Raw genomic sequence first — 23,378 nt, 5'->3', positions numbered from 1 at the left:
TTTAAAATCGAGAGGAGGGAGATCGTGAGTTCTGAAAGGCAAGATGAAATTCAGTGGTTACTTCAAGAACACGGCAATTTAACGGTCACTGAATTGGCCAAGCGGTTTAACGTTTCAGAAATGACCATTCGCAGAGATCTCAGAAACTTAGCCGCTCTGGGTCTAATCCAACGCGAACATGGACGAGCGATCTATCCTCCAGTTCCAACAACGGATATTTTGATGATGAGTATGGGAGAAGCCGAGCGTGAAAAGGCCAGAATCGGACATTTAGCTGCAACCCTGATTTCCGAAGGAGATTCAATTTTTTTGGATGCAGGAACAACAACGTTAGCTGTAGCCCAAGCATTGACTACTAAATGTACCGTAATAACCAATTCATTACCTATTGCGAGTGTCCTAGGAAATCGGAATGATATTACCGTTTTACTAACTGGAGGGGAAGTCCAAAGTAAGAATTATGCTCTTGTTGGACCGATAACACGTTCAGTTATAAAAGGTTTTAACGCGGATAAACTATTTTTGGGGGCAACAGGTGTAACCATCGAACGTGGTCTATCAACTGCAAACATGCTAGAATCAGAAGCAAAACAAGAGATGCTTAAAGTTGCCAAAGAAGTTATCCTTGTCGCGCACAGTGCTAAAATAGGGCAAATTCATTTTCATTCCTTCGCTAGCTGGGATAGCATTCAAACTTTAGTTACCGATTCCGGCTTAGAGGAATCGGTCAGAGAAAAACTAAATTCAATGGGAGTTAAGGTTCTTCTTGCTTAAGCTTATCTTCCGGCGCCACTAAAAAAATTCCGTTACAAATAAGGTTTGTACGGAATTTTTTGTGTATATTATGTTATCGTCACGATGTAGGTGTGGGCAGTGGCTAGGTTTTATAGCCACTGAATAACAGTAAAAAACGTCCACTTAACTTAACAGTGAAGTGAACGCAAACGTTTATTTAGTGCAACCGTTATGGAACATCATTTTATACACGTAAACACGTAATGAAGACTAGAGATCATGACAATGACTAATTCTATTTGGGCAGGTTTAAGGAATCTTTTTCGTTGATATGCCGTTTAAAACTTGTTAAATCATGTGCAAAATTACCAGTATTCGTCATTTGGTCATCAATTGTGTCCTTATCCATTGTGCTCTGGGAACGCGAATTTAAAACATCAATCATTCCAGCATCTTGTAATTCGGAGGCAATTTCAAAAAGCGAATCGCGTTTGTTTAATGGCAACTGATTGACAAAACGATTTATCTTTACTGGGGGGACAAGATTACGGATTTTGACGCCTCCAAATTTTAGAATTCGTTCCGGCAAAGAAATCCTCCTCCTTTTTAAAACGTTTGAGCATTACTTATTATTTGCCGTATGGTGTAAAAAATACATTGACAAAGTTTTTGTAATTTTGAATCGTCCACCATACAAAGTTCATTGAAAAGGTATTTAACGTTTTCTGTCGAACAAACTTACCTAAGAAATAATAAACTGCTAATGTTCCTAATTGTTAAGTGAACAGATCAGCACGTTTCCGTTGGATGGGGGAAATATCATAGTGTTGGTAACTGATGGTATTCATTTAATTGATGGGGTTAAGGGTGCCCACTCTTATCTGATAACTGGTTCACATACATTTTTAGTTGATACAGGAATGCCTGGTCAAGAATATAAGATAATAAAGTATATGAATACAATTGGACTAGATCCTATGCTTATAGAAGGAATTGTTCTTACCCATTATGATATCGATCACGTTGGAAGTGCAGTTAAACTACAAAACTATTTTACATGTGCTCTTTATGCCCATTTGCTTGAGATTCCATTTATCATAGGACAGCAGAAGCGTTATGGCATTAAACGCTGGTTACCAACCTTGACTCGTCCTATTTTTGGACGATTGAATCTTCCCAAAGAAATAACACCACTGAAGGATGGGAAAATATTCGGTGATTGGGAAGTGATACCTACGCCTGGACACACTCCCGGGCATATTGCACTCTACCGTAATGGGATAGCCATTGTCGGAGATTTATTTCAGGGAGGCGAGATTCGGCTTGCTCCGAATTATTTTACTTGGGATAAAAAAATGTTAAAAGATTCGGCCCGCAGTGTAACTGAGCGTTCCTTACGTTGGATTCTGCCCGGTCATGGCCCTGCGACCCCAGCGTCGAGTCATTGGTTGGACACACTCAAAAGAACTTTAAATAGTTAAGTAATTCTACCCTTAATCAACTCGCGTTTAGCTAAAGACGAACATTGGGACCACTCCCACGAGAATCTACGATTGGATGAAGAAATCGAAGGAAAGCCCCCCGCTTCGATAAGTGGGGGGCTGAGATGGGGATGTATGCGATGCCTCTATTGAATGGGCGGATCATCAACAAATTTGACTTTGCTTAAGGTCTCTTTCACTTGGCCGCGGATAAAAGATAAGTATTCTTGCCGCAAGACCTCCTGTTCAGCCTTCTCCCATTCTTCAAGACCTTCAGATCGTTGCTTTCTAGAAAGTTCATTGATTCTTTGAATCAGTATGTTAATTGATGAAGTCGTCAAGAAATATGCCCCTTTCGTAGGATTTACTGAGATTACGATATTCAATTATAACATGTTGTAACAAATAATTAAAACAGGACGGCGGTCTTTCAAGGGATACCTGCACTTTGGGACAAGTTTAATTAACGTCATGAAGGGAAAACTATAGAAAAGGCCTTTTACGGGGATATACGATATAAGGGAGGGCTAAAAATGGGGTTATCAGGAACGAGTCGATTGCGAGTTCGCTACGCTGAAACGGATCAAATGGGGATCGTTTATCATGCGAATTATCTCATTTGGTTCGAGGTAGGCCGTACTGAACTTTTTCGAGAAATAAATCTCCCATATACGAGGTTTGAAGAGCAAGGCTTTTCTTTAGCGGTGATCGAAGCTAATTGCCGATATCGAAAGCCAGCACGCTATGATGATGATATTAAAATAGTGACAACGATTGATAAAGTTACAACTCGTTCAGTGACGTTTTCTTATTTGGTGTATCGAGATGAGACGTTATTAGCTCAAGGAAAAACGGTCCATCTGTTCATTAACAAAGAAGGGCGGCATACCGATATTCGAGATACTGATTTATGGCGACAACTACAGATGATTATTAGTAATAATTGATATAGGAATCGTTTATGGCCCTTCGGAAAGCCTTGTTTCCCATAATGTATTATGGTATTATGTATACATAATCCAAAATGCAATTGAGAGAAGGGATTCTATGTTTTTAGTAACATGGATCGAAGGCGAAGAAGTAAATTATCGGTTGGTTAAGAAACAGGAACTTCCGAAATTGATGTCTATTGTTGGGCAACATGCCATTATTCAACGATTAGCGTCTTAGAGGTCAATGTATCCGATTATAATAACCCGCTGATTAATTGTCATAGAATTAAGTGCCCATTGCGATTAAGCATGGGCATTTATTTTTTTTAAGTGTGCAGGATAATATTGCCCCATCTCGAATTATATAACGTCGAACCCTGTTTGTTGGGAGGTATTATTATGTCTTTCAAAGTTCTTGTTGACAGCGCGTCAGATATCCCTTTAGACCGCGCCATTGCAGCAGGTATCGATATAATTCCAATGACGGTAACTATTGACGGGAATACTTATCTCGAAGGCGTTAATCTTAATACTCAAGATTTTTATGCAGACTATCGCCACTTCAAAGAATTGCCTAAAACATCTCAGCCTAATCCCAAGATCCTTTTAGAGCATTATGAGCAGTATTTATCTCTGGGGTATGATGTGGTGGCTATCCATCTTTCCTCGGGTCTTAGTTCAACCTTTGCCACAGCTCAAATAATGGCCGAATCCACTTCGGCACCGGAGCGGGTTCACATCATTGACAGCTTGGGAGCTTCCTTCGGCTATGGTTTGCTGGCTATTTTGGCTCAGCAAATTCTTACCTCTGCTGCAAATTGGAGAGAAGCTGAAGCTGCGATTCTTGATCTTCGGGCCAAGATGCGATATATTTTTACATTGGATACCTTAGAGTATTTAGTTAAAGGAGGCAGGGTGAGTAAAACCGCCGGACTCCTAGGTGGTTTACTCGACGTGAAACCTGTTTTACACATGACCTCTGAGGGAAAAATTGAGCCTTTTGCCAAAGTGCGTTCCAGACGAGCAGCTATTCGTAAGTTAGCCGAAGTCTTGGAGCAGGAAATTGATAATCCTGGAGAACAGATCATTGGAATATCGCACTCAGCATGTTATGAAGAAGCATTGATTCTTGCCCGAGAAATCAGGGAACGCGTTGTCGTAAAAGACATTTGGATTAGTGATATTGGCTGTGTAGTAGGCAGTCATACGGGGCCAGGCACTCTCGCACTTTTTTATCAGCGTAAAGTATAGCAAGAACAGGAGGCTTCTCTTCTTTGAAATTTAAATTCATGACGATTTTTGTATTGGCTTTATCAATGATGATGAGCAATATTCAAACTACTTATGCAGCGGACAAGCCTTCTGACAGTCAATCCTTGCCGGTAGTGCACGGTGAGGGAGCTTATCTAATCGATGTTCAATCCGGCCAGACTCTTTTTGCCAAAAATCCCAATGAACAGCTGGCACCCGCCAGCACGACAAAAATTATGACAGGATTATTAGCTATTGAGCGAGGCAATTTGAATGACACGGTTACGGCATCATCTACCTTGCTTAATAATAAGCTTGTCTATGGAACCCAGATTTATCTGGAACCGGGTGAAAAAATGTCACTTAAAGATTTGCTCTATGCTATGCTTTTGAATTCTGCCAATGATGCTGCCGTAACCGTGGCAGAACATATTGGAGGAAATGTCAGTAAATTTGTTGACCTGATGAATCAACGAGCCCTTGAGATTGGAGCTACACGGACACATTTTGTGAATCCGAGCGGTTTGACTGCGGATGGACATGTGACGACTGCCCATGATTTAGCCTTAATTGCTCGAACAGCTTATCAAAACCCTGTCTTTGCTCAATATGTTCGCACCAAAAATTATGTCATTCCCAGAGCTAAGCCGGATATGCCCACTCAAATGGTTAATGAAAATAAACTGTTATGGCGTGATTCTGAGGTCGATGGCATAAAAACAGGATATACAGCCGCAGCAGAAAACTGTCTTGTGGCCTCAGCGACCAGAAACGGACGTCAATTGATTGGTGTGATTCTTAAATCTCCCGGACGGGAGATCTATACCGATATGCAGGCAATGCTGGACTATGGGTATAAACAATATGCGGATAAGATCTTTAAACCCGCAGGTTCTGTTCTTACCTCAATAACAGTTAATCAAGAACCGGTTGATTTAAAAATAGATCGGCCGATTTATTTAACGCAAGGGGTCAATGATCAAACACCTGCTGATTTGACCCTAAAAGTATCAGGCCCTAAGAATGCTCTGAACTCGGTTGAGGAAGGACAGGAGGTTGGGCGAGTTGAGGTATATGATGGAACAACTCTTCTCGATACGCTCCCCCTTAAAGCCGGAAAGACAATTACACTTCCGCGGGCCAGTGCCAAGAGTCTTAAACCGGATTTTTCTTGGCAGGCGGGTATAATAATCGCCAGTCTTTTTGTACTAATTTTCTATCGTCGAAAGATCATGGCAAAACGTTTAGCCCAAAAACGGATATTGCTTGCTAGAAGAAGGGAGTCTAGTTAGTGAGCCATGTAACGAAGCAGTTTTTGATACGAAGCCTAAAATTTATTGCCTTTTGGTTAGTGATTGGTATCTTGATATATTTAGTGGGGCGCTACAGTTATCTCTTTTTGCCGTTTATTTTGGCATTTATTATGACCGCTGCCATTAGCCCACTCAAGAATTTTTTGATCAGAAAAGCTCAAATTCCTTTGGTTCCGGCCGTACTGACGGCAATGATTGTAGAAATTGGCGGTTTAGGTATCGTAATTACCCTTTTGGTACTTCGTTTGATTCGAGAAGTTCAGGATATTTATATTCATTGGCCATTTTATAACCAGTTTCTACAGCGTTTTATCACCCATTGGCTTACGAAAATTGATGTCTATTATTTAAATATCCCTGGTTCTGAGGAAAGTATTAATAATACCGTTAAGGGTTTTGTGAGCAGAGTGCCAGATGTTCTTTCGAATGTCTTGACATTCGCTGCCAAGATTCCCGAATTTATTATCGTTATAGTCATAGCCCTTGTGGCGACATTTTTCATGTCTAAGGGTGCTAAACGCTATCTTAATGACATCGTCAGTATTTTTCCTTTTGAGTGGCGTGATGAGGTGCGAGAATTGGGTTATGACTTTTCACGAGCATTTGCGGGATTTGTGCGGGCGGAATTCATCGTGTTCCTTGTGACACTTTTTTTATCCATTGTTGGATTGTTGATCATTCATCCGAAATATGCAATTATGCTGGGGACCATAACAGGGATTTTTGGTATCCTTCCTGTCCTGGGCGTCGGGATTGTTTTAGTTCCTTGGGCATTTATTGCTTTCATCGGCGGACATAATTTATTAGCCTTTGAATTAATTCTCCTCACGATTATTATTACGATTACCAGACACGTCATTGAGCCTAAAATTTTAGGAGATAATGTGGGGCTTGATCCTCTCTTTGTTCTCATAAGTATGTATATTGGTTTAGCCTCAACGGGGATTGTCGGTCTGGTTTTGGGACCGTTCATCCTTATCGCATACCATGCGTTGAGCAAGGCAGGCGTTTTCCGTAATCTTTAATCTAAATCAATCAAAGCCGCTTAGCCTTTATGGTTAGAGGCTTTGATTTGGTTTTTTCCAGATAGTTCTTTATAATGAAGTAGAGTAAACAGCCATTTAGGAGTGAATTTATTGAATAACGAAAAGAAAGTCGTCACCTTGACATATGGATGTCAGATGTCGGAACGCGATGCTGAGACTCTGACCGAAATTTCACGCCAAGAAGGATATGTAACGTCGAATGATCTTGAAAATGCTGACTTAATTATAATTAATACATGTTGTGTTAGAGAAAGTGCAGAAAACAAGATTTTAGGCAAAATTGGTGACCTTAAAAAACTTAAAGATAAAAATCCAAACTTGAAAATTGCTGTCAGCGGCTGTATGGTCCAGCAACCCGGTGCCTTAGAGAGATTGCAAAAACGTGCACCTCATATCGACATTTGGACTGGCACTCACAATCTGCATGAATTTTCGGGGCTTCTGCATCGCTCGGCTGCAGGGTCTAAAGTCGCCGAAATTTGGCAGGAACCTCAGGAAACAATCGAGTCAACGCCCCTGGCGGAAAAAGGAAAGCTTCAGGCCAATGTGAATATCATGTATGGCTGTAATAATTTCTGTTCTTACTGTATTGTACCCCATGTACGCGGAAGAGAGAGAAGCCGTAAGCCGGAGGAGATCATTGAAGAGATTAAATCTTTGGCGGCGAATGGCTGCCGGGAAGTTACCTTGCTGGGGCAAAATGTGAATTCTTATGGAAAAGACTTTGATCCTCCCTTTGATTTCGCAGATTTGCTTAGGGAGGTCGATCAAATTCCTGAGCTTTTACGTATTCGCTTTATTACCTCTCATCCCAAAGATTTGTCTGATAAATTAATTCAAACCATAGCCAGTGGAAAAAAACTCTGCGAACACTTTCATCTTCCCCTGCAATCAGGCAGTAATTCTATTTTATCTAGTATGAATCGGCAATACACCAGGGAATACTATTTGAGTATTGTAGAAAAAATTCGCGATCTTGTTCCTCAGGCGACATTGACCACCGACATTATAGTCGGATTTCCCGGTGAAACTGAGGAAGACTTTGAGCAAACCCTGGAAATGATAAATTTAGTACATTATAGTCAAGCTTTTACCTTTATGTATTCGAAACGTTCCGGCACTCCTGCAGCCACCATGAATGACCAAATTTCCTTGGATGTAAAAAAGCGCCGCCTGCAAAAGCTGATGAGTGTCCAAAATGAAGAGAGTCATCAACTGAGACAGCGAATGATTGGAAAATTCTATGAAGTACTGGTAGAGGGCCCGAGCAAAACAAATCCGAATCGCCTGACAGGACGTACCCGGGGTAACATTCTTGTGGTATTTAACGGACCTCAGGAAGTTATCGGTTCCTTAGTTTCTCTGAGGATTATCGAAGCAGGTTCTTGGACCTTAGTGGGAGAACTCGAAACAACGGAATAAGCTCTTAAACACTTTTTAATTGTCATTAGGCAGGAATTAAGTTGTTTAATGTAGAATGTAGGAAATGGAGGTGTGAATATGACAAGTGAAATTTTAGAAAAGGCTCAGATTTTAGCAGATGCGATTGCTCGAAGTCCGGAGCTTGCTGAGTTGCATAACATGGAAGATGCGATGACAGCTGATGATTCCGCACAACAACTGATTGCAGAGTTACAGAAAGCGCAAGAACGATTTATGGAACTGCAGCAAAACAATCAAGAGCTTTCTGAAGAGGATAAAAAAGCGGTGGATGAAATCGAATCGAAAGTAGAGGCTAATCCCGCTATTTCTGCTTACATGAAAGCTCAGGATAATTTTACTCAGATGTTGGACAGTGTTAATGCCATCCTGGCAGGTGCTATTGCAAACGCTTCAGAGGATGGTTCCTGTGGAGACGGCGGTTGTTCCAGTGGCTGCTGCGGAAGCTGCAGCTGCGGCTGATGATCTAAGACAACGTTCGAGATTACCTAAGGGAAGGGCTAAATCTATAGCTCTTCCCTTTTAAGATTAAGCTTGTTAGCAAATAACGATGTTCAAGAGGGAGAGTATAAGGGATGACTACCCCGATGATGAAACAATATCAAGGAATTAAAGCAAAGGTACCTGATGCCATACTTTTTTATCGGCTAGGCGATTTTTATGAAATGTTTGGTGAGGATGCTGAACTGGCTGCTCCAATCCTGCAAATTGCCCTGACAAGCCGTGATGCGGGAGAAGGCAAACGTATACCTATGTGCGGTGTACCCTATCATGCAGCAGAAACCTATTTAATAAAACTTGTAAGTACGGGACATAAAGTTGCCATCTGTGAGCAAGTTGAAGACCCCAAAGCAGCAAAGGGTATTGTCAAACGAGACATTATTCGCATTGTTTCTCCAGGTACCTTAACTGAGTTCATTTCCGAACGCAGTAATCATTATTTGGCGAGTGTATTTTTTGATACACAGTGGGGGTTGTCTTTTTTAGACTTATCAACAGGGGAATTTACAATCTTTCAGACTGCTGAATCCGAGGTCTTGCTTGCAGAACTTTCCCTTATCCATCCGGCTGAAATTCTTCTGCCTCCTGAGCTGATGAAAAAATCGAAACTATGGGTCGGATATTTTTGCAGTATTCGAGATCGCAGTTCTTATCAGAGCAGAGTCCTTGATCAGCGTTTCCCGGGTCAAGCATCTCTTCTGGAGGAATTTCCTGTGGCTGCTTCAGCAGCAGCTGCTTTATGGGAATATGTTCTGGAAACTATGCCGGGAGTCGATCCTTCTCACATTGTTGAAATCAAAACCTATCGCTCCGAACAGCGGATGTTTCTGGATCAATGGACTCGCCGAAACCTTGAACTTACTGAATCCCTACGAAATCAAGGCAGGAAAGGTACTCTTCTTTCAGTCCTCGACATGACCCAAACAGCCTTAGGCGGGCGATTATTGAGGCATTGGATTGATAAACCTTTGCTTGTGGAAGCAGAGATCGAACAACGTTTAAACAATGTTGAAGAATTAACGTCAGATTCTTTTTCTCGCCAGGATTTAAGCAAAATCCTAGCGAAAGTTTATGATCTGGAACGATTAATGGGACGAGTCTCTTATGGAACGGCCAATGCTAAAGACTTATTGTCCCTGGCTCAAACCCTGGCTCTCCTCCCGGAACTTCGTGAGGTTTTGAAAGCGAGTACTGCAGGAAGTCTGAAAGCGAAAGTTCCGTTACTGGAGGGGCTTGACCCTTTAGTTCATAAGCTTCTGGATGCTTTGAATCCTTCACCACCCATATCCCTTCGGGATGGCAATATCATTAAAACCGGTTATTCCCAAGAGGTGGACGAATTACGATCCATTGCGACGGGCGGAAAAGAATGGGTTGCAAAGCTTGAGAATGCCGAACGTGAGAGAACAGGAATTCGATCTTTAAAAATTGGTTATACGAAAGTCTTTGGCTATTATATTGAAATTACCCATTCCAATGCGCGCCTTGTACCCGAAGATTATATAAGAAAACAGACCTTATCCAATGCAGAACGTTTCGTAACTCCGGAACTCAAAGAGTACGAACAAAAAATCTTAGGTGCTGAAGAACGACTCAAGGAATTGGAGTTTGAACTTTTCCAGACGTTAAGAGAGGAAGTCCGTTCCTATACCCAGGTTATCCTAAGAGCGGCGGATAGTTTAGCTGAGATCGATGTTTATGTGAGTCTTGCGGAAATCGCAGTTCGCAAACGCTATACACGTCCCCAGATTACAACGGATGGCCAAATTTCAATTACCGAAGGGCGGCATCCGGTCGTAGAAGATATGCTGGAAGCAGGAGTCTTTGTACCTAATGATACTCAACTCTCTTTTGACCATCATTTAGCAGTTATAACCGGTCCGAACATGGCCGGAAAATCCACCTATATGCGTCAAGTAGCACTCATCGTCCTCATGGCTCACATTGGCTCTTTTGTGCCTGCGAAACAAGCAGCCATTAGCCTAGTGGATCGGATTTTTACCCGAGTTGGAGCCTCGGATGATTTAGCCGCTGGACAAAGCACCTTTATGGTCGAAATGCATGAAGTAGCGCATATTTTGAAATATGCCACCAAGAAGAGTTTAATCATTTTAGATGAGATAGGCCGAGGAACAGCAACTTTTGACGGTTTGAGCATTGCTTGGGCTGTCGCAGAATATTTAGTTCAACATCCTGAATTTACCCCGAAAACCCTTTTTGCAACTCATTATCATGAATTGACCCAACTTGAAGATGATTTTCCAGGCTTATTCAACCTCCATGTAGGAGTTAAGGAACGTGGGGAGGACATTATTTTTTTACATAAGATTTTACCGGGGCGTGCCGACCGCAGCTACGGAATTCAAGTTGCCCGCTTAGCCGGTCTGCCTCATGAACTTCTTCAGCGAGCTAAAACCTTGCTTTTGGAACTTGAAGCCACTAAATCAGTGCCTTCCCTGGCAGATTCTTCTCAAGCGGTAACTCAGTTCTCTTTCTTTGACCTTCCTAAACCTCATCCCCTGTTAGAAGAACTTGCCCAACTGCCCTTGGAAGACATGACCTCACGCCAGGCCTTACAATATCTCTTTGATCTCAGAGATCGCATTCAATCCGATGAAACCGTTTGAACTATGGGCAATGAAGTGAACCGTTCAGCTAAAGCTGAACATCGGGGTTTCAGTTACGAAAGTGTCCTGTGAACAGTTCCGCCGAAAGCGCTTTTAGAACATTGAATGATGTCCAATGTTATCGAACCACGAATATCGATCTGGGGGGATTTACATGTCCTGTCACGTAGGTATTGATGTTGGAGGTACTTATACTGATGCAGTGTGTCTTGAAGACGGTGCAATTCTGCAGACAGCAAAAGTCCCAACTCGGGAAGAAAATCTTGTAGGAACTATCATTAATGCCCTGGAAACTTTGAAATTGCCTGACGTAAAGCAACTAAACCATATTACCGTTAGTACGACACTTGTCACGAATGCCATACTTCAGGGACGTTTGCCATTCGTCAACTTATTATTATTTCCCGGTAACGGCATGAGTTTGACTGCTCTTCCCTGGCCCGTTGATTATCATGTATTATCAGGGGAAATGGATTTTCGGGGACGGGAAGTGATACCTGCTGATCCGAGCGAATGGCAGCGTCTGCCCTGGACTGAAAGCCCCAATCATACCGGGCTGGCTGCAATTGTAGGGAAGTTTTCGCATCGTAATAATCTTCATGAAACTCAGCTTGCCGACTATCTGAGAAAATCTCATCCTCAATGTCAGCTTGCTTTAGGCCATGAGTGGGGTCAGGCAAATTTTTATCGCCGCAGCCTTACGACCTATCTGAATTTAGGGGTATCAGGTCTCTATCAACAATTTAGCCGTCACTTGCAAGCAGCCCTTTCAAGCCTGGAAATACAAGCCCCCGTATCTATTTTAAAGGCAGACGGAGGCATCCTGCCTCTTGGCAAACTTCGGCCGATCGAATCAATATACTCCGGTCCTGCTGCAAGTGTACTTGCCGCTTTGACACAGAGTGAAACCGCTGTTTCGACAATTGTCGTCGATATTGGCGGAACCACCACAGATTTAGGATTAATTCTTTCCGGATCTCCTTTGCTCAGTGCGCGAGGGGCTCAAATCGGTCCATACGCTACACTCGTTCATTCCCTGGCCGTACGCTCGATTCCGGTGGGAGGAGATTCGGTAATTGAAGCATCCGAAGAGGGATTTGAGCTGAAAAGCTATCGTCTTGGACCGGCTTATTGTCTTGGAGGCAAGGCCTTGACCCCTACGGATGCTATGCGTTATCTTGGGCTGATTGACTATGGCAGCCGGCAATTGGCTGAAGAAGCTTTGGCCTCTCTTTTACCGCCAGAGCGAAGAGCATCTCAATTTTATCAAGCGTTTGCCACGGAGATTATCCATGCTGTGGTGAATCGGATTGCGGAGGCTGTTGATTCGTTAAAACGCGAATGGCAAGAAGAGCCTGCCTATAAAGTATGGGAAGTACTTCATCCTCATGAGGCTCAGATATTTAACACCTTGGTAAGCGGAGGGGGTGCCCAAGGGCTTGCTAAGGCTTTGGGAGAACGTTTTGGTACCCCCGTACAACTTGGAATATATCCTGAAGTTTCCAATGCTCTGGGTGCCGCCATGGCTCGTCCGACCTTTGACTGTACTCTTCACCTTGATACCTACATGAAACGTTACCACGTTGAAGAAACAGGGGAACAGGGAAAATGGAGCGGATCGTCCCGTCCCTACCGGGAAGTTGAGGGCTTTCTGGATCAGCTTGTGCAAAAACAAGCGCAACAGTATGGAATTCAAATTCAGGATTTAGAAAAAGAGCCCTTTGATTTCTTCCCTATTGTGCAGAACTATCAAACGGTAGGTCAAATTATTCGTGGGGCCGCCCATCTTCGACCCGGAGTAACAGGGAGGGTTGTAAAATGAAGCAGACAGGAATTTTATTTTTCCCCGCCTTTGATTGGTCCTTGGGTACTTCCCATCCCGAACGGGAGGAACGCCTTCTTTATACACAGGAACAACTTTTCGAAGAGGGTGTCCTTGATCTGCCCCAAATAAGACAATTTACTCCTCGTATTGCTTCACTAAATGATGCAGCCCAAGCTCAAGCCTTATTTCCCACCCCGTCTTCTTATGCGGAGCCTTTAGAACCTCATCTTATTGCGGCAGGAAGTGCCATTTTACTTGGAGAGGCACGGGTTAAAGGTGAGATTACCAATGGTTTTGTTCTTGTCCGCCCCCCCGGACATCATTCAGGAGCAACGGTGTGGGGAAACCGTGGATTTTGCACCTTAAATAATGAGGCAATTCTCATCAATCAGTTAAGGGCGCGCTATGGCATCAAGAAAATTGCTGTTGTTGATACTGATGTTCATCATGGCGACGGAACTCAAGATATCTTTTACCATGATCCTGATGTTCTATTTATTTCACTTCATCAGGATGGGCGCACTCTCTATCCTGGCAGTGGTTTCATTGATGAACAAGGCGGCCCCAACGCCTGGGGACAGACCCTTAATATTCCTCTTCCTCCCGGTACGGGGGATGAAGGCTATCATTATACGTTGGAGACTTGGGTCTTACCCCGCCTCCAAGCGTTTGGACCGGAACTGATTATTAATTCCGCAGGACAGGACAATCATTTTACAGATCCTTTAGCTTCGATGAATCTCACGGCTTCAGGGTATGGACGGATTACCGAACTGCTCCGGCCTGACCTGGCTGTCTTGGAAGGCGGGTATTCTATTGAGGGAGCGCTTCCTTTCGTGAATTTGGCGATTTTACTGGCTTTGGCAGGGGAAGACTATCATCATGTGCGGGAACCTCAAAAAATTGGGCGCTCAAGCTTGCCTTTTGCCAGCCTTAAATCCTATCTCGAAACCCTTAAAAAGCAATCTCTAATGGTTAAACCAGATTTTTTAATTCATAATGTTAAGTTCTTCCCGCAGGGGGATTGGGTTTACATTCCTCATTCTGTCTATTATGATACGGAGGGATTTCAAGAAACCAGGCATGATTTCGTGCGCAAATGTAATCATTGCGCCGGGACGGTCTACATTGAAAGTCAACGAACATCTTCCCAAAAGTCAGTTTTAGTGCGGATTCCTTTTGCAGCGTGCCCTCAGTGTGAACAGGCGGGTTATGATCTCTGGGACTACGTTCAACATCAGCATCAGGAGATTAAAAGCGGTGTGTTCCAAAATCAACTCCATAATCAACATGATGTATGGCAGAGAAAGAAGGATTAAGGCTTGACATCAGCAATTCATATCCTTGATTCCCATTCTGCAAATCAAATCGCAGCGGGTGAAGTGGTGGAACGTCCGGTTTCCGTGGTCAAGGAACTGATTGAGAACGCCTTAGATGCGGGAGCAAAACATATTGATATTTCTATCGAAGAAAACGGTGTTCCGATGATCCGGGTGAGAGATGACGGCAAGGGTATGAGCAAAGAGGATTTGCCTTTAGCTGTGCTTCGTCACGCCACCAGTAAAATCACCAACATTCAAGACTTGGATCGCTTACAAACCCTGGGTTTTCGCGGAGAAGCCTTAGCAAGCATTGCTTCTGTTTCAACCTTGGAAATTATTTCCCGCCCCGGGGCAGAGATCTCTGGCTTATCTTATACGATCACCGGAGGTGAAACCGGAGTTCTCCAAGAAGTGGGGTGTCCGGCCGGAACGTCTGTTACTATTCGTAACCTATTCTTTAATACTCCGGCACGCTTGAAATTTCTCAAATCCAAAGCCACAGAATTTGGTCTGATTAGTGATACCGTGGGGCGGCTTGCTCTTGCCCATCCGAACATTGCCTTTTCCTTAGCCCATCCCACCCAAACTGTTTTACAGACGTCAGGGCGGGGAGATTTAAAGGAAACCATGGGCGCCATTTTTGGGCAATCGCTGGCTCGTCAGCTCATTGCAGTAGATGTCCAGGGGCAAGACTGGAGACTGGAAGGCTTAATCAGCCCGCCGGATCTGGTACGCAAGACAAAGCAAGCCCAGACCTTTATGATTAACGGACGGGTTGTTCGCTCCTCCTTCTTAAGTAATGCGTTAGAAGAGGGGTATCATACCCTGATTCCCGTAAAGTTCCATCCTATCGTTGCCCTTCATTTACATGGCTCCCCTTCAGATTATGATGTCAATGTCCATCCCACAAAAATGGACGTAAAATTTAAGAACGAACAAGAACTCGCGTCCTTTATTACTAAAACTGTTTATCAGACATTGCTCAAAAGTCGACCTCTGCCATCTTTTCGAGGGGAGAGGGAGTCGGCTTTTAAACCAACTCTGAATTCTCCAATTGAGAGTAAGTCCATGACTATCACAGATTCCTCTTATGCTGTGCGAAACAGTTTGCTTAAAACGGCCGAGCAGGTTCGAGAAAATAAGGATACCGTAGAGCCTTCAGCTTCCAAAGCTTTCTTTCAGAGAGAGGAAGATAAAATCAAGGACTCTAGGAAAATAGTCTCTACGACGATGCCTTTGTCGATGAAAGCTGAGTCAACCCCTGAGGTTACTGAGGTCGCTCAGGTCTCTGAGATCACCAAAGAACTATTACAGCAAACGAATTTATTTCCCAATACCTCTTTGAATCAAGTAATTCCTTGGGATACCAAAAAAAATCCCAAAAGCAGTGAGCCGGAAACGAATGTTTCAAAGGCAACAGACAATGAAGATAAGGAAGTCAAGGAAAATAAGGAAAATCAGGCAGGTCAATTACTCAGCAATTTTTGGCCGATAGGACAACTGTTCAATACTTACATTTTGGCCACAGATGGCGAAGTTTTACTTATGATTGATCAACATGCAGCCCACGAACGGATAAACTATGAACGAATCCTTGCCGAGTTTAAACAAAAGCAGCAAGCAAGTCAAACGCTTCTAATACCAATTCCTATGGAATTTACCCTACAAGAAGAACAAGTCTTACTTGAGCATATGTGGATGCTTAACGAAATGGGGTTTGTCCTGGAACAGTTTGGCAGCCAAACCTATTTATTGCGTGGTGTTCCGGTTCAAACAGGAAATTTTCCGGCAGACGAGTTGCTGCGTCAATTTCTTGAAGAGGTCTTGCAGAAAAATGCCACCCCAAGCTATGATCATCTCTTGAAAGAATGGATTTATCTTTTGGCCTGCAAGGAATCTATCAAGGCCAAAGATTCCCTGGCTCTATTAGAAATGGAACAATTAATGGCTCGTTTAAATCAAACAGAGAACCCTTATACCTGTCCGCACGGGCGACCTACTACGATCAAAATTACCCGCGCAGAATTGGAAAAACGTTTCTATCGTGTTTTTTAGAAGTTTGTGTACTTGGCAGGAAGAGAATACTAATGGTAATGCTGCATGGAAAGTAATGGAATGATATTGGACGCTGTATAGATGATTCTAGGAGATGATTCATAATTAAGGACATACCCATTCGCATAAGAGCAACCCAGTCTGATTTAGAACTCCAGGAGAGAGTTCAATGGTTTCGTCAGCAGCCGGGCTGCCAATGGGCCGCGAACGAGAATGATTTAGATTCTCTTCCTGAGCTTAAAGTTTCCCGTCGTGGCGTGGAGCTGCTATTTAATCAAGAGCGTATCACGTTTCATCCAAGTATGGCCCTTATTCGTGCCATGAATATTTTGGGAGGCAGCTCGGACCGGTTTCTTGCAGCTGCCCAATTGGGCCTCGGTGATTTCTTTCTCGATGCTACTTTAGGACTGGCTTCGGACTCTCTCATCGCTGCCCTGGCAGTTGGAGATCACGGTCGGGTTTTGGGACTTGAAAAATCCCCGATTTTAGCAGTGGTTATGCAAGACGGTTTAAAGCATTTTGGAGAACATAGCTTTAACGTCAAAACTGAGCCCAAAAAACAAGCTTGGCTGTCACTGGTTCAGGCTGCCCGCAGAATTGAAGTTCAGTGGGCGGACCATGGGGAGTTTCTGAGTCATTGCCCGTCAGAGTCATTTGACGTAATTTACTTTGATCCTATGTTCCGCAAAACATTCCACGAATCTGCTTCCATTCAACCCCTGCACCAGTGGTCTGAGCATAGCCCTCTTGATCTGCAGACCGTGAGGGAAGCCTGCCGGGTCGCCCGTAAAAGAGTTGTACTTAAGGAACGTAAGGACAGCGCGGAGTTTAAGCGCCTAGGTTTTGACGTTTTGCCTGGAGGACGATATAGTTCTGTTGATTATGGTGTGATTTTAGTTTAATGGGGGAGTTGACGTGTTACCACTGGTTATTATCATCGGTCCTACCGGTATTGGCAAATCCTCCTTGGGTCTGGCTCTGGCTCAAGAAATCGGGGGGGAAATTATTTCCGGGGATTCCGTACAAGTGTATAAACAACTTGACATCGGGTCTGCTAAACCAACCAGAGAAGAACTTCAACTTGTTCCTCATCATTTAATCGATTGTTTAGATCCTGCGGAGCCATTTACAGCAGCTCAATTTAAAACATCGGCAACGTCGCTCATGCAGGAAATTAGAAAACGAAACCACGTTCCCATCGTGGTTGGCGGAACAGGTCTGTACATTCGTTCCCTGCTCGATCCTTATGATTTTTTGCAGCATGGCTCAGAAGAAATTCGGCTAAAATGGCAAGAATTTGCCCAAATTCATGGAAACACAGCCCTTCATCACATTTTAGAGGAACGGGACCCGGAAACTGCCCGGCAATTGCATCCCAATAATGTCTTGCGGGTGATTCGAGCTCTGGAAGTTCACGAATTGACAGGTAAACCTTTGTCTGACCAACGTCAGTTTAAGGATGATGAATACCGACCTTTGGATCCGGGGGTTCTTTACATCGGGTTGACTGCTCCCCGAGAAATCATCTATGATCGGATTAATCGCCGCTGTGAAATGATGATCGACGATGGATTGCTCGCAGAAACTCTGAATCTTCTTAAGGCAGGGTATTCATCAGCCTTAAAACCACTGCAAAGTATTGGGTATCGACATGCAATTTGGTGTTTGAAAGGCCTGGTGACCCAGGCGGAGATGCTGCGGATTCTGCAAAGGGATACCCGGCATTTTGCCAAGCGGCAATTGACCTGGTTTCGGCGTGACCCCAGAATTCACTGGTACGATACGGAAGGGGGAATAGACCGGATTCTCAAAGAACTAATCCAGACTTGCAGAGCCTATCAAACTCGTGTAGAATAGAGGCGTAGAAATATAAGGTGGTGGAGGGAAATATATGAATAAATCACCCATCAATTTGCAAGACACCTTTTTAAATCAAGTACGCAAGGAAAACCTTCCCGTGACCATTTATTTGGTTAACGGATTTCAACTTAAAGGACTTATCAAAGGCTTTGATAATTTCACGGTTGTGATTGAATTCGAAGGTAGACAACAAATGGTTTATAAACATGCCATCTCTACGGTTATGCCCATACGTCCAATTAATTTCACAACTGCAGCTGCGGTAGAATAGAAATTTTATAAATAATTCTTAATTTTAAGGACAAACATAAAAATCCTGACGAAATTTAAACTTGAACTAAAGAACTAAGTTCGGAAAAATGCCGAGCTTAGTTCTTTTTACTTGAATTCACCACATAACTGTGATATGTTAGCTTTGTGTGCATTTATAAAGGTAAAAGAAAGGAATTCAATCCACTATGGAAACTCGAAATTTAAGAAATATTGCAATTATTGCTCACGTTGATCATGGGAAAACAACACTTGTTGATGCGATGTTAAAACAAAGCGGAACCTTTCGTTCCAATCAACAGGTTGTGGAACGAGTCATGGACTCCAATGATTTAGAACGTGAGCGTGGTATTACTATTTTATCCAAAAATACCTCGGTTCATTGGCTAGGCACAAAAATTAACATTATTGATACACCAGGACATGCCGATTTCGGAGGAGAAGTCGAGCGGGTCTTGCAAATGGTTAATGGAGTTCTTCTCATTGTAGATTCCTTTGAGGGACCTATGCCTCAAACTCGGTTTGTTTTGCGTAAAGCCTTGGAATTGAAATTGATTCCTATTGTTGTCATTAATAAAATTGATCGTCCGGATGCCCGTCCCACGGAAGTTGTGGATGAAGTTTTAGATTTGTTTATTGAACTTGGAGCAGATGATGATCAATTGGATTTTCCCGTGGTCTTTGCTTCAGCTCGGGCTGGGATTGCAGGACTTTCCCACGATGCTCTTGAGGATACCCTGGAGCCTTTGTTCTCGGTTATTCTTGATCACATTCCGGCACCGGAGGTGGACCTTGAAGCTCCCTTTCAAATGCTCGTTACGACTCTTGATTACGATGATTATGTTGGAAAAATCGTTGTTGGCAGAATTGTAAGAGGAACAGTTCATCAGAATGAAAATATCACCCTTATCAAAAGGGACGAGAGTTTTGAACGCGCCAAAGTTGGCAAGGTTATGGTTTTTGAAGGGCTGAAACGCCAAGATGTGGCTGAAGCGTCAGCGGGAGAAATTGTTGCTCTCACCGGATTAACCAGCGCCAATATTGGGGAAACTGTGGCTTGTGCTCTTAATCCCGAAGCTTTGCCTACGATTGAAGTAGACGAACCGACGTTGTCTATGAATTTCATGGTTAACACAAGTCCCTTTGCCGGACGCGAAGGGCAGTTTGTTACTTCCCGGAAGCTGAGGGAACGGCTTTGGAAAGAAATTGAAACCAATGTTAGTTTAAGAGTTGAAGAAACGGATTCGGCAGATTGCTTTAAAGTATCCGGTCGAGGAGAACTGCACCTTTCAATACTAATTGAAAACATGCGCCGCGAGGGGTATGAACTGCAAGTCTCTAAACCTGAAGTTATCTATAAGATGATTGATGGGGTAAAATGTGAACCTATGGAATTTCTCATTTGTGACGTCCATGAAAAATCCCTGGGAGCGGTTATGGAGCTTTTAGGGAAGAGGAAAGCGGAAATGGCCAATATGACGAGCCTGTCGGAGACTCAGCTGAGAGTTGAGTTTAAAATCCCTGCCCGCGGTCTTATTGGTTTCCGTGGTGAGTTCCTTTCAGAAACACGGGGCGAAGGCATGATGAGCCACGTCTTCCTTGGGTATGAACCTTATAAAGGAGAAATTCCCGGCAGAACACGGGGAGCCTTGATCGCTTTTGAGGAAGGTGAAACGACAACCTATGGGTTGTATTCCGCTCAAGAGAGAGGGACTTTGTTCGTTGATCCCGGACTTCATGTATATGCGGGACTGATTGTGGGAGAGAACAACCGCGAACAAGATATTGAAGTTAACGTCTGTAAGAAAAAGCATCTTACAAATATGCGGACAAGTGCTGCCGATGATGCTCTGCGCTTGGAAAAACCTAGGGAAATGTCCTTAGAACAATCGTTAGAATTCATCAATGATGACGAGTTCGTGGAAATCACCCCTAAAAGCGTACGCTTGAGGAAGAAATTCCTGGATCGTGACTCTCGAGTAAAATATGCTAAAAGCTTGACAGGAAAATAATAACAATTAAAATTAGGACACCTTTTATTCCTTCCTGCGTATAGTAGTAAGGATGGGAGGTGTGCCTGTACATATGACAATCCGAGTTACGTTTCGTCCGGAGAATCAGCAATCACCGGTGATTCAAACGCCTATCCCTCCAAAACCCGAGGTGACTGCTCATTCCACGGAGGGGATAGGGTTACGCATTCGCAAAAATAGTCTTTCTTCCGTCGAGAAAGATAAAGATAAAATTGCGGAAATCCTTGCTGAGCTGCAATCATATATCGGACTTGAAACGGTGAAACGTTTTATCTTAGACTTACAGGCTTTTGTCGAAATACAAAAACGCAGAGTTCAAGAGAAACTTGTTTCAGAGCCTTTGGTTCTGCATATGATTTTCCGTGGAAACCCGGGAACCGGAAAAACCACGGTTGCCCGCTTAATTGGACGATTGTATAAAGAGATGGGAGTTCTGCAAAAAGGTCATGTCATCGAGTGTGAACGAGCAGATCTTGTCGGTGAATATATCGGGCATACGGCTCAAAAAACCAGGGAACAATTAAAAAAGGCCCTGGGAGGAGTTCTTTTTATCGACGAAGCCTACTCTTTGGCACGCGGCGGAGAGAAGGATTTTGGCAAGGAAGCTATCGATGCTTTGGTTAAAGCTATGGAGGATAACAAAGACAATCTTGTCTTAATTTTAGCAGGTTATCGTCAAGAAATGGATTGGTTTCTTCAGACGAATCCGGGACTTCGTTCCCGATTCCCTATTCATATTGATTTTCCGGATTATACTTTAGATGAACTGTTAGCTATCGGAAACCTCATGTTTAAGACCCGGCAATATGAGTTAACCAAAGAAGCCAATGCAGCTCTGCGTAATTATTTGCAAACTCTTCTGCATTCCCATCCTTATGCCGGAAATGCTCGTTTGGTGCGCAATCTCGTTGAGAAAACAGTGCGCAAACAGGCGGTACGCTTATTTCAAAAAGCAAGCTCCAGCCGGGAAGAACTTATTCAAATTTTACCAGAAGATATTAATATGGAAACAATTTGACCTTGAATTAGGTCTATGATCAGTTAGCAATTACGGATAAAGTAGAGGTTTTGAGCCATGGAAATCTCGGGCGATTTGTCTGGGATAAAAGCTAGTCAATTGCGGGACCTAAAAAAACTCTCAGAATATCAAACGGGGCGGGATGATTTAATTCATCCCGAAATTCTCTCAGGCCTAATACGCTTGACACAGCTTTGGAATCGGGAAATTTGTATTTATCTCTCGCGGTCAGGGCTCTTAATCGCGTCTGCCGTGGGAAAACATGCGACAGTGACTCTGCTTCCCCTCAAGGGTAGATCTCAGAGCAAACATTTGCGCTGTCTTCATACCCATCCCAATGGGGTTCCAAGACTCAGTTCTCTGGATTTCAGTGCTTTAACATCTTTAAAGCTTGAAAGCATGACTGCAATCGGAGTGCTTCGTGGAGAACTTACCGGTTTTCAATTGGCTTATTTAACAAGTGACGGTAGTCCTTATGTTGTTGACCTTAAACCAGATAACTGGAACAAATTTAACTATTTTGAGTCTCAGCAAGAGCATTATCATAATCATAACAGTCAAATAAAACTGGAATCAAAGCCTGACAAAGAGCGGGCTTTTCTGCTTGCGCTCCAAGATGGGGAGCAGGAAGTTAGCGAAAACCTGGAAGAGTTGGCGGAATTAGCGGACACTGCGGGTGTCGAAGTGGTTGGACAGCTTGTCCAACCGCGTCGCTCCAGCCAGTCTCGGAGCTTCATAGGGAGCGGCAAACTGGAAGAATTGGTTCACCGGATTCAGGAAACCCGAGCCGATGTCCTCATTAGTGATGATGAATTATCTCCCTCACAATTGCGAACCTTAGAAATGGAAACGGGATTAAAGATATTAGACCGGACGGGATTAATTTTAGATATTTTTGCTCAGAGAGCTCATTCTCGTGAAGGTAAACTCCAAGTTGAACTCGCTCAGCTTAAGCACTTGCTGCCCTATTTAACAGGACAAGGTCAAACCCTATCCAGGTTGGGGGGAGGCATTGGCTCGCGCGGCCCCGGAGAAACGAAGCTAGAACTCGATCGCAGGAGGATGCGGCAGCGTATTAATCTCCTGGATAAAGAGTTGAAACTTGTTCTCCAGCACCGGGAGATTCAGAGGCGGCAAAGGGCTAAAAGCGGCTTGCCTATGATAGCCCTGGTTGGTTATACGAATGCCGGAAAGACAACCTTTATGAAGAATGCCATGGAGCAAGCCGGCTTTCGCTCTGATATCCCAAGCGGAGAAAATAAACTATTTGCCACCCTGGATCCCATCGTTCGCCGGATAAAACTTACGCCCTCTTTAGAGATTCTGCTGAGTGATACCGTAGGATTTATTCGCAAGCTCCCCACACAACTGCTCAAGGCCTTCTTAGCCACTCTGGAAGAAGTCCAGCAGGCAGATATACTTATTCATGTCTTAGATGTCAGCCATCCTCAAGCGTTGCAGCAAGCTGAGACGGTCCATGAAATTTTAGGACAATTGGAGTGTCATGATAAGCCGGTCATCACCCTGCTTAACAAGGTTGATAAAGTCCACGATGATGAGGAAATCTCTAGGATAGCACAATTGCTGCCCTATTCTATTCCACTATCACTTAAACGTGGGGATTCATTAGCTCCCATATGGAATGTCCTGGAATCGTTGTTGGAGTAGC

21 protein-coding genes are annotated in these 23,378 nt (G+C 43.6%); 19 read left to right on the top strand and 2 right to left on the bottom strand.

The window, feature by feature from the left end; translation table 11 throughout:
- Positions 1 to 24: 24 nt before the first annotated feature.
- On the top strand, positions 25 to 774 hold the full coding sequence (locus DESACI_RS13910; protein ID WP_014827826.1) for a DeoR/GlpR family DNA-binding transcription regulator: 750 nt from the start codon (positions 25 to 27) through the stop codon (positions 772 to 774).
- Between the two features lie 256 nt (positions 775 to 1,030).
- Here DESACI_RS13910 and DESACI_RS13905 read toward each other — a convergent pair whose 3' ends face one another.
- Positions 1,031 to 1,324, bottom strand: coding sequence for a hypothetical protein (locus DESACI_RS13905; RefSeq protein WP_014827825.1), 294 nt, complete (start codon positions 1,322 to 1,324; stop codon positions 1,031 to 1,033).
- A gap of 184 nt (positions 1,325 to 1,508) precedes the next feature.
- On the opposite strand from DESACI_RS13905, the gene DESACI_RS13900 reads away from it, so the two are divergent.
- A complete protein-coding gene (locus DESACI_RS13900; protein ID WP_242833058.1) occupies positions 1,509 to 2,216 on the top strand; it encodes an MBL fold metallo-hydrolase in 708 nt (235 codons plus the stop codon).
- Between the two features lie 146 nt (positions 2,217 to 2,362).
- Here the strand turns inward: DESACI_RS13900 and DESACI_RS13895 are convergent, their stop codons facing one another.
- A complete protein-coding gene (locus DESACI_RS13895) occupies positions 2,363 to 2,557 on the bottom strand; it encodes a DUF896 domain-containing protein (protein WP_014827823.1) in 195 nt (64 codons plus the stop codon).
- 192 nt (positions 2,558 to 2,749) lie between these two features.
- Between DESACI_RS13895 and DESACI_RS13890 the strand changes: the two genes are divergently transcribed.
- From DESACI_RS13890 to hflX, 17 genes are all read left to right on the top strand, one after another.
- Complete coding sequence (locus DESACI_RS13890; protein ID WP_014827822.1) at positions 2,750 to 3,163, top strand: acyl-CoA thioesterase; 414 nt, start codon at positions 2,750 to 2,752, stop codon at positions 3,161 to 3,163.
- A 100-nt stretch (positions 3,164 to 3,263) separates the two neighbouring features.
- Positions 3,264 to 3,386 carry a hypothetical protein gene (locus tag DESACI_RS25545; protein ID WP_014827821.1) on the top strand — a complete coding sequence of 41 codons (123 nt, stop codon included), beginning with the start codon at positions 3,264 to 3,266 and terminating at the stop codon, positions 3,384 to 3,386.
- A gap of 161 nt (positions 3,387 to 3,547) precedes the next feature.
- Complete coding sequence (locus DESACI_RS13885) at positions 3,548 to 4,399, top strand: DegV family protein (protein WP_014827820.1); 852 nt, start codon at positions 3,548 to 3,550, stop codon at positions 4,397 to 4,399.
- Positions 4,400 to 4,422: 23 nt separating this feature from the next.
- Positions 4,423 to 5,691, top strand: a complete 1,269-nt coding sequence (locus DESACI_RS13880) for a D-alanyl-D-alanine carboxypeptidase family protein (RefSeq protein ID WP_014827819.1) — start codon at positions 4,423 to 4,425, stop codon at positions 5,689 to 5,691.
- A complete protein-coding gene (ytvI, locus tag DESACI_RS13875) occupies positions 5,691 to 6,737 on the top strand; it encodes a sporulation integral membrane protein YtvI (protein WP_014827818.1) in 1,047 nt (348 codons plus the stop codon). The genes DESACI_RS13880 and ytvI overlap by 1 nt, the downstream gene beginning before the upstream one ends.
- A gap of 111 nt (positions 6,738 to 6,848) precedes the next feature.
- Positions 6,849 to 8,180, top strand: a complete 1,332-nt coding sequence (gene miaB, locus DESACI_RS13870) for a tRNA (N6-isopentenyl adenosine(37)-C2)-methylthiotransferase MiaB (RefSeq protein WP_014827817.1) — start codon at positions 6,849 to 6,851, stop codon at positions 8,178 to 8,180.
- 78 nt (positions 8,181 to 8,258) lie between these two features.
- A complete protein-coding gene (locus tag DESACI_RS13865) occupies positions 8,259 to 8,660 on the top strand; it encodes a YlbF/YmcA family competence regulator (protein WP_014827816.1) in 402 nt (133 codons plus the stop codon).
- 113 nt (positions 8,661 to 8,773) lie between these two features.
- The gene (mutS, locus tag DESACI_RS13860; protein WP_014827815.1) at positions 8,774 to 11,326 is read left to right on the top strand and encodes a DNA mismatch repair protein MutS; all 2,553 of its coding nucleotides are present in this window, start codon (positions 8,774 to 8,776) and stop codon (positions 11,324 to 11,326) included.
- A gap of 154 nt (positions 11,327 to 11,480) precedes the next feature.
- Positions 11,481 to 13,148 carry a hydantoinase/oxoprolinase family protein gene (locus DESACI_RS13855; protein ID WP_014827814.1) on the top strand — a complete coding sequence of 556 codons (1,668 nt, stop codon included), beginning with the start codon at positions 11,481 to 11,483 and terminating at the stop codon, positions 13,146 to 13,148.
- Positions 13,145 to 14,470 carry a histone deacetylase family protein gene (locus tag DESACI_RS13850; protein ID WP_014827813.1) on the top strand — a complete coding sequence of 442 codons (1,326 nt, stop codon included), beginning with the start codon at positions 13,145 to 13,147 and terminating at the stop codon, positions 14,468 to 14,470. Before DESACI_RS13855 ends, DESACI_RS13850 begins: the two co-directional genes overlap by 4 nt.
- A gap of 3 nt (positions 14,471 to 14,473) precedes the next feature.
- A complete protein-coding gene (mutL, locus tag DESACI_RS13845) occupies positions 14,474 to 16,528 on the top strand; it encodes a DNA mismatch repair endonuclease MutL (protein WP_014827812.1) in 2,055 nt (684 codons plus the stop codon).
- A gap of 257 nt (positions 16,529 to 16,785) precedes the next feature.
- A complete protein-coding gene (locus tag DESACI_RS13840) occupies positions 16,786 to 17,430 on the top strand; it encodes a class I SAM-dependent methyltransferase (protein WP_242833057.1) in 645 nt (214 codons plus the stop codon).
- A gap of 13 nt (positions 17,431 to 17,443) precedes the next feature.
- Positions 17,444 to 18,385: a tRNA (adenosine(37)-N6)-dimethylallyltransferase MiaA gene (gene miaA / locus DESACI_RS13835; RefSeq protein ID WP_014827810.1), complete on the top strand. Its 942-nt coding sequence runs from the start codon at positions 17,444 to 17,446 to the stop codon at positions 18,383 to 18,385.
- Between the two features lie 34 nt (positions 18,386 to 18,419).
- The gene (gene hfq / locus DESACI_RS13830) at positions 18,420 to 18,659 is read left to right on the top strand and encodes an RNA chaperone Hfq (protein WP_014827809.1); all 240 of its coding nucleotides are present in this window, start codon (positions 18,420 to 18,422) and stop codon (positions 18,657 to 18,659) included.
- Between the two features lie 187 nt (positions 18,660 to 18,846).
- The gene (gene typA, locus DESACI_RS13825) at positions 18,847 to 20,670 is read left to right on the top strand and encodes a translational GTPase TypA (RefSeq protein WP_014827808.1); all 1,824 of its coding nucleotides are present in this window, start codon (positions 18,847 to 18,849) and stop codon (positions 20,668 to 20,670) included.
- A 73-nt stretch (positions 20,671 to 20,743) separates the two neighbouring features.
- Positions 20,744 to 21,709 carry an AAA family ATPase gene (locus DESACI_RS13820; RefSeq protein WP_014827807.1) on the top strand — a complete coding sequence of 322 codons (966 nt, stop codon included), beginning with the start codon at positions 20,744 to 20,746 and terminating at the stop codon, positions 21,707 to 21,709.
- Between the two features lie 57 nt (positions 21,710 to 21,766).
- Positions 21,767 to 23,377, top strand: coding sequence for a GTPase HflX (gene hflX, locus DESACI_RS13815; RefSeq protein ID WP_014827806.1), 1,611 nt, complete (start codon positions 21,767 to 21,769; stop codon positions 23,375 to 23,377).
- Position 23,378 lies beyond the last annotated feature (1 nt).

It is taken from the genome of Desulfosporosinus acidiphilus SJ4, assembly GCF_000255115.2.
In the GTDB taxonomy this organism is placed as follows: domain Bacteria; phylum Bacillota; class Desulfitobacteriia; order Desulfitobacteriales; family Desulfitobacteriaceae; genus Desulfosporosinus; species Desulfosporosinus acidiphilus.
This window is presented reverse-complemented; position numbering and strand designations above follow the sequence as displayed.

What these genes read in the sequence shown, in the direction of transcription:
- DESACI_RS13890 (WP_014827822.1), top strand. Translation starts at nt 2,750, where the DNA reads ATGGGGTTATCAGGAACGAGTCGATTGCGAGTTCGCTACGCTGAAACG.
- DESACI_RS25545 (WP_014827821.1), top strand. Translation starts at nt 3,264, where the DNA reads ATGTTTTTAGTAACATGGATCGAAGGCGAAGAAGTAAATTATCGGTTG.
- DESACI_RS13885 (WP_014827820.1), top strand. Translation starts at nt 3,548, where the DNA reads ATGTCTTTCAAAGTTCTTGTTGACAGCGCGTCAGATATCCCTTTAGAC.
- DESACI_RS13865 (WP_014827816.1), top strand. Translation starts at nt 8,259, where the DNA reads ATGACAAGTGAAATTTTAGAAAAGGCTCAGATTTTAGCAGATGCGATT.
- mutS (WP_014827815.1), top strand. Translation starts at nt 8,774, where the DNA reads ATGACTACCCCGATGATGAAACAATATCAAGGAATTAAAGCAAAGGTA.
- DESACI_RS13855 (WP_014827814.1), top strand. Translation starts at nt 11,481, where the DNA reads ATGTCCTGTCACGTAGGTATTGATGTTGGAGGTACTTATACTGATGCA.
- DESACI_RS13850 (WP_014827813.1), top strand. Translation starts at nt 13,145, where the DNA reads ATGAAGCAGACAGGAATTTTATTTTTCCCCGCCTTTGATTGGTCCTTG.
- hfq (WP_014827809.1), top strand. Translation starts at nt 18,420, where the DNA reads ATGAATAAATCACCCATCAATTTGCAAGACACCTTTTTAAATCAAGTA.
- typA (WP_014827808.1), top strand. Translation starts at nt 18,847, where the DNA reads ATGGAAACTCGAAATTTAAGAAATATTGCAATTATTGCTCACGTTGAT.
- DESACI_RS13820 (WP_014827807.1), top strand. Translation starts at nt 20,744, where the DNA reads ATGACAATCCGAGTTACGTTTCGTCCGGAGAATCAGCAATCACCGGTG.
- hflX (WP_014827806.1), top strand. Translation starts at nt 21,767, where the DNA reads ATGGAAATCTCGGGCGATTTGTCTGGGATAAAAGCTAGTCAATTGCGG.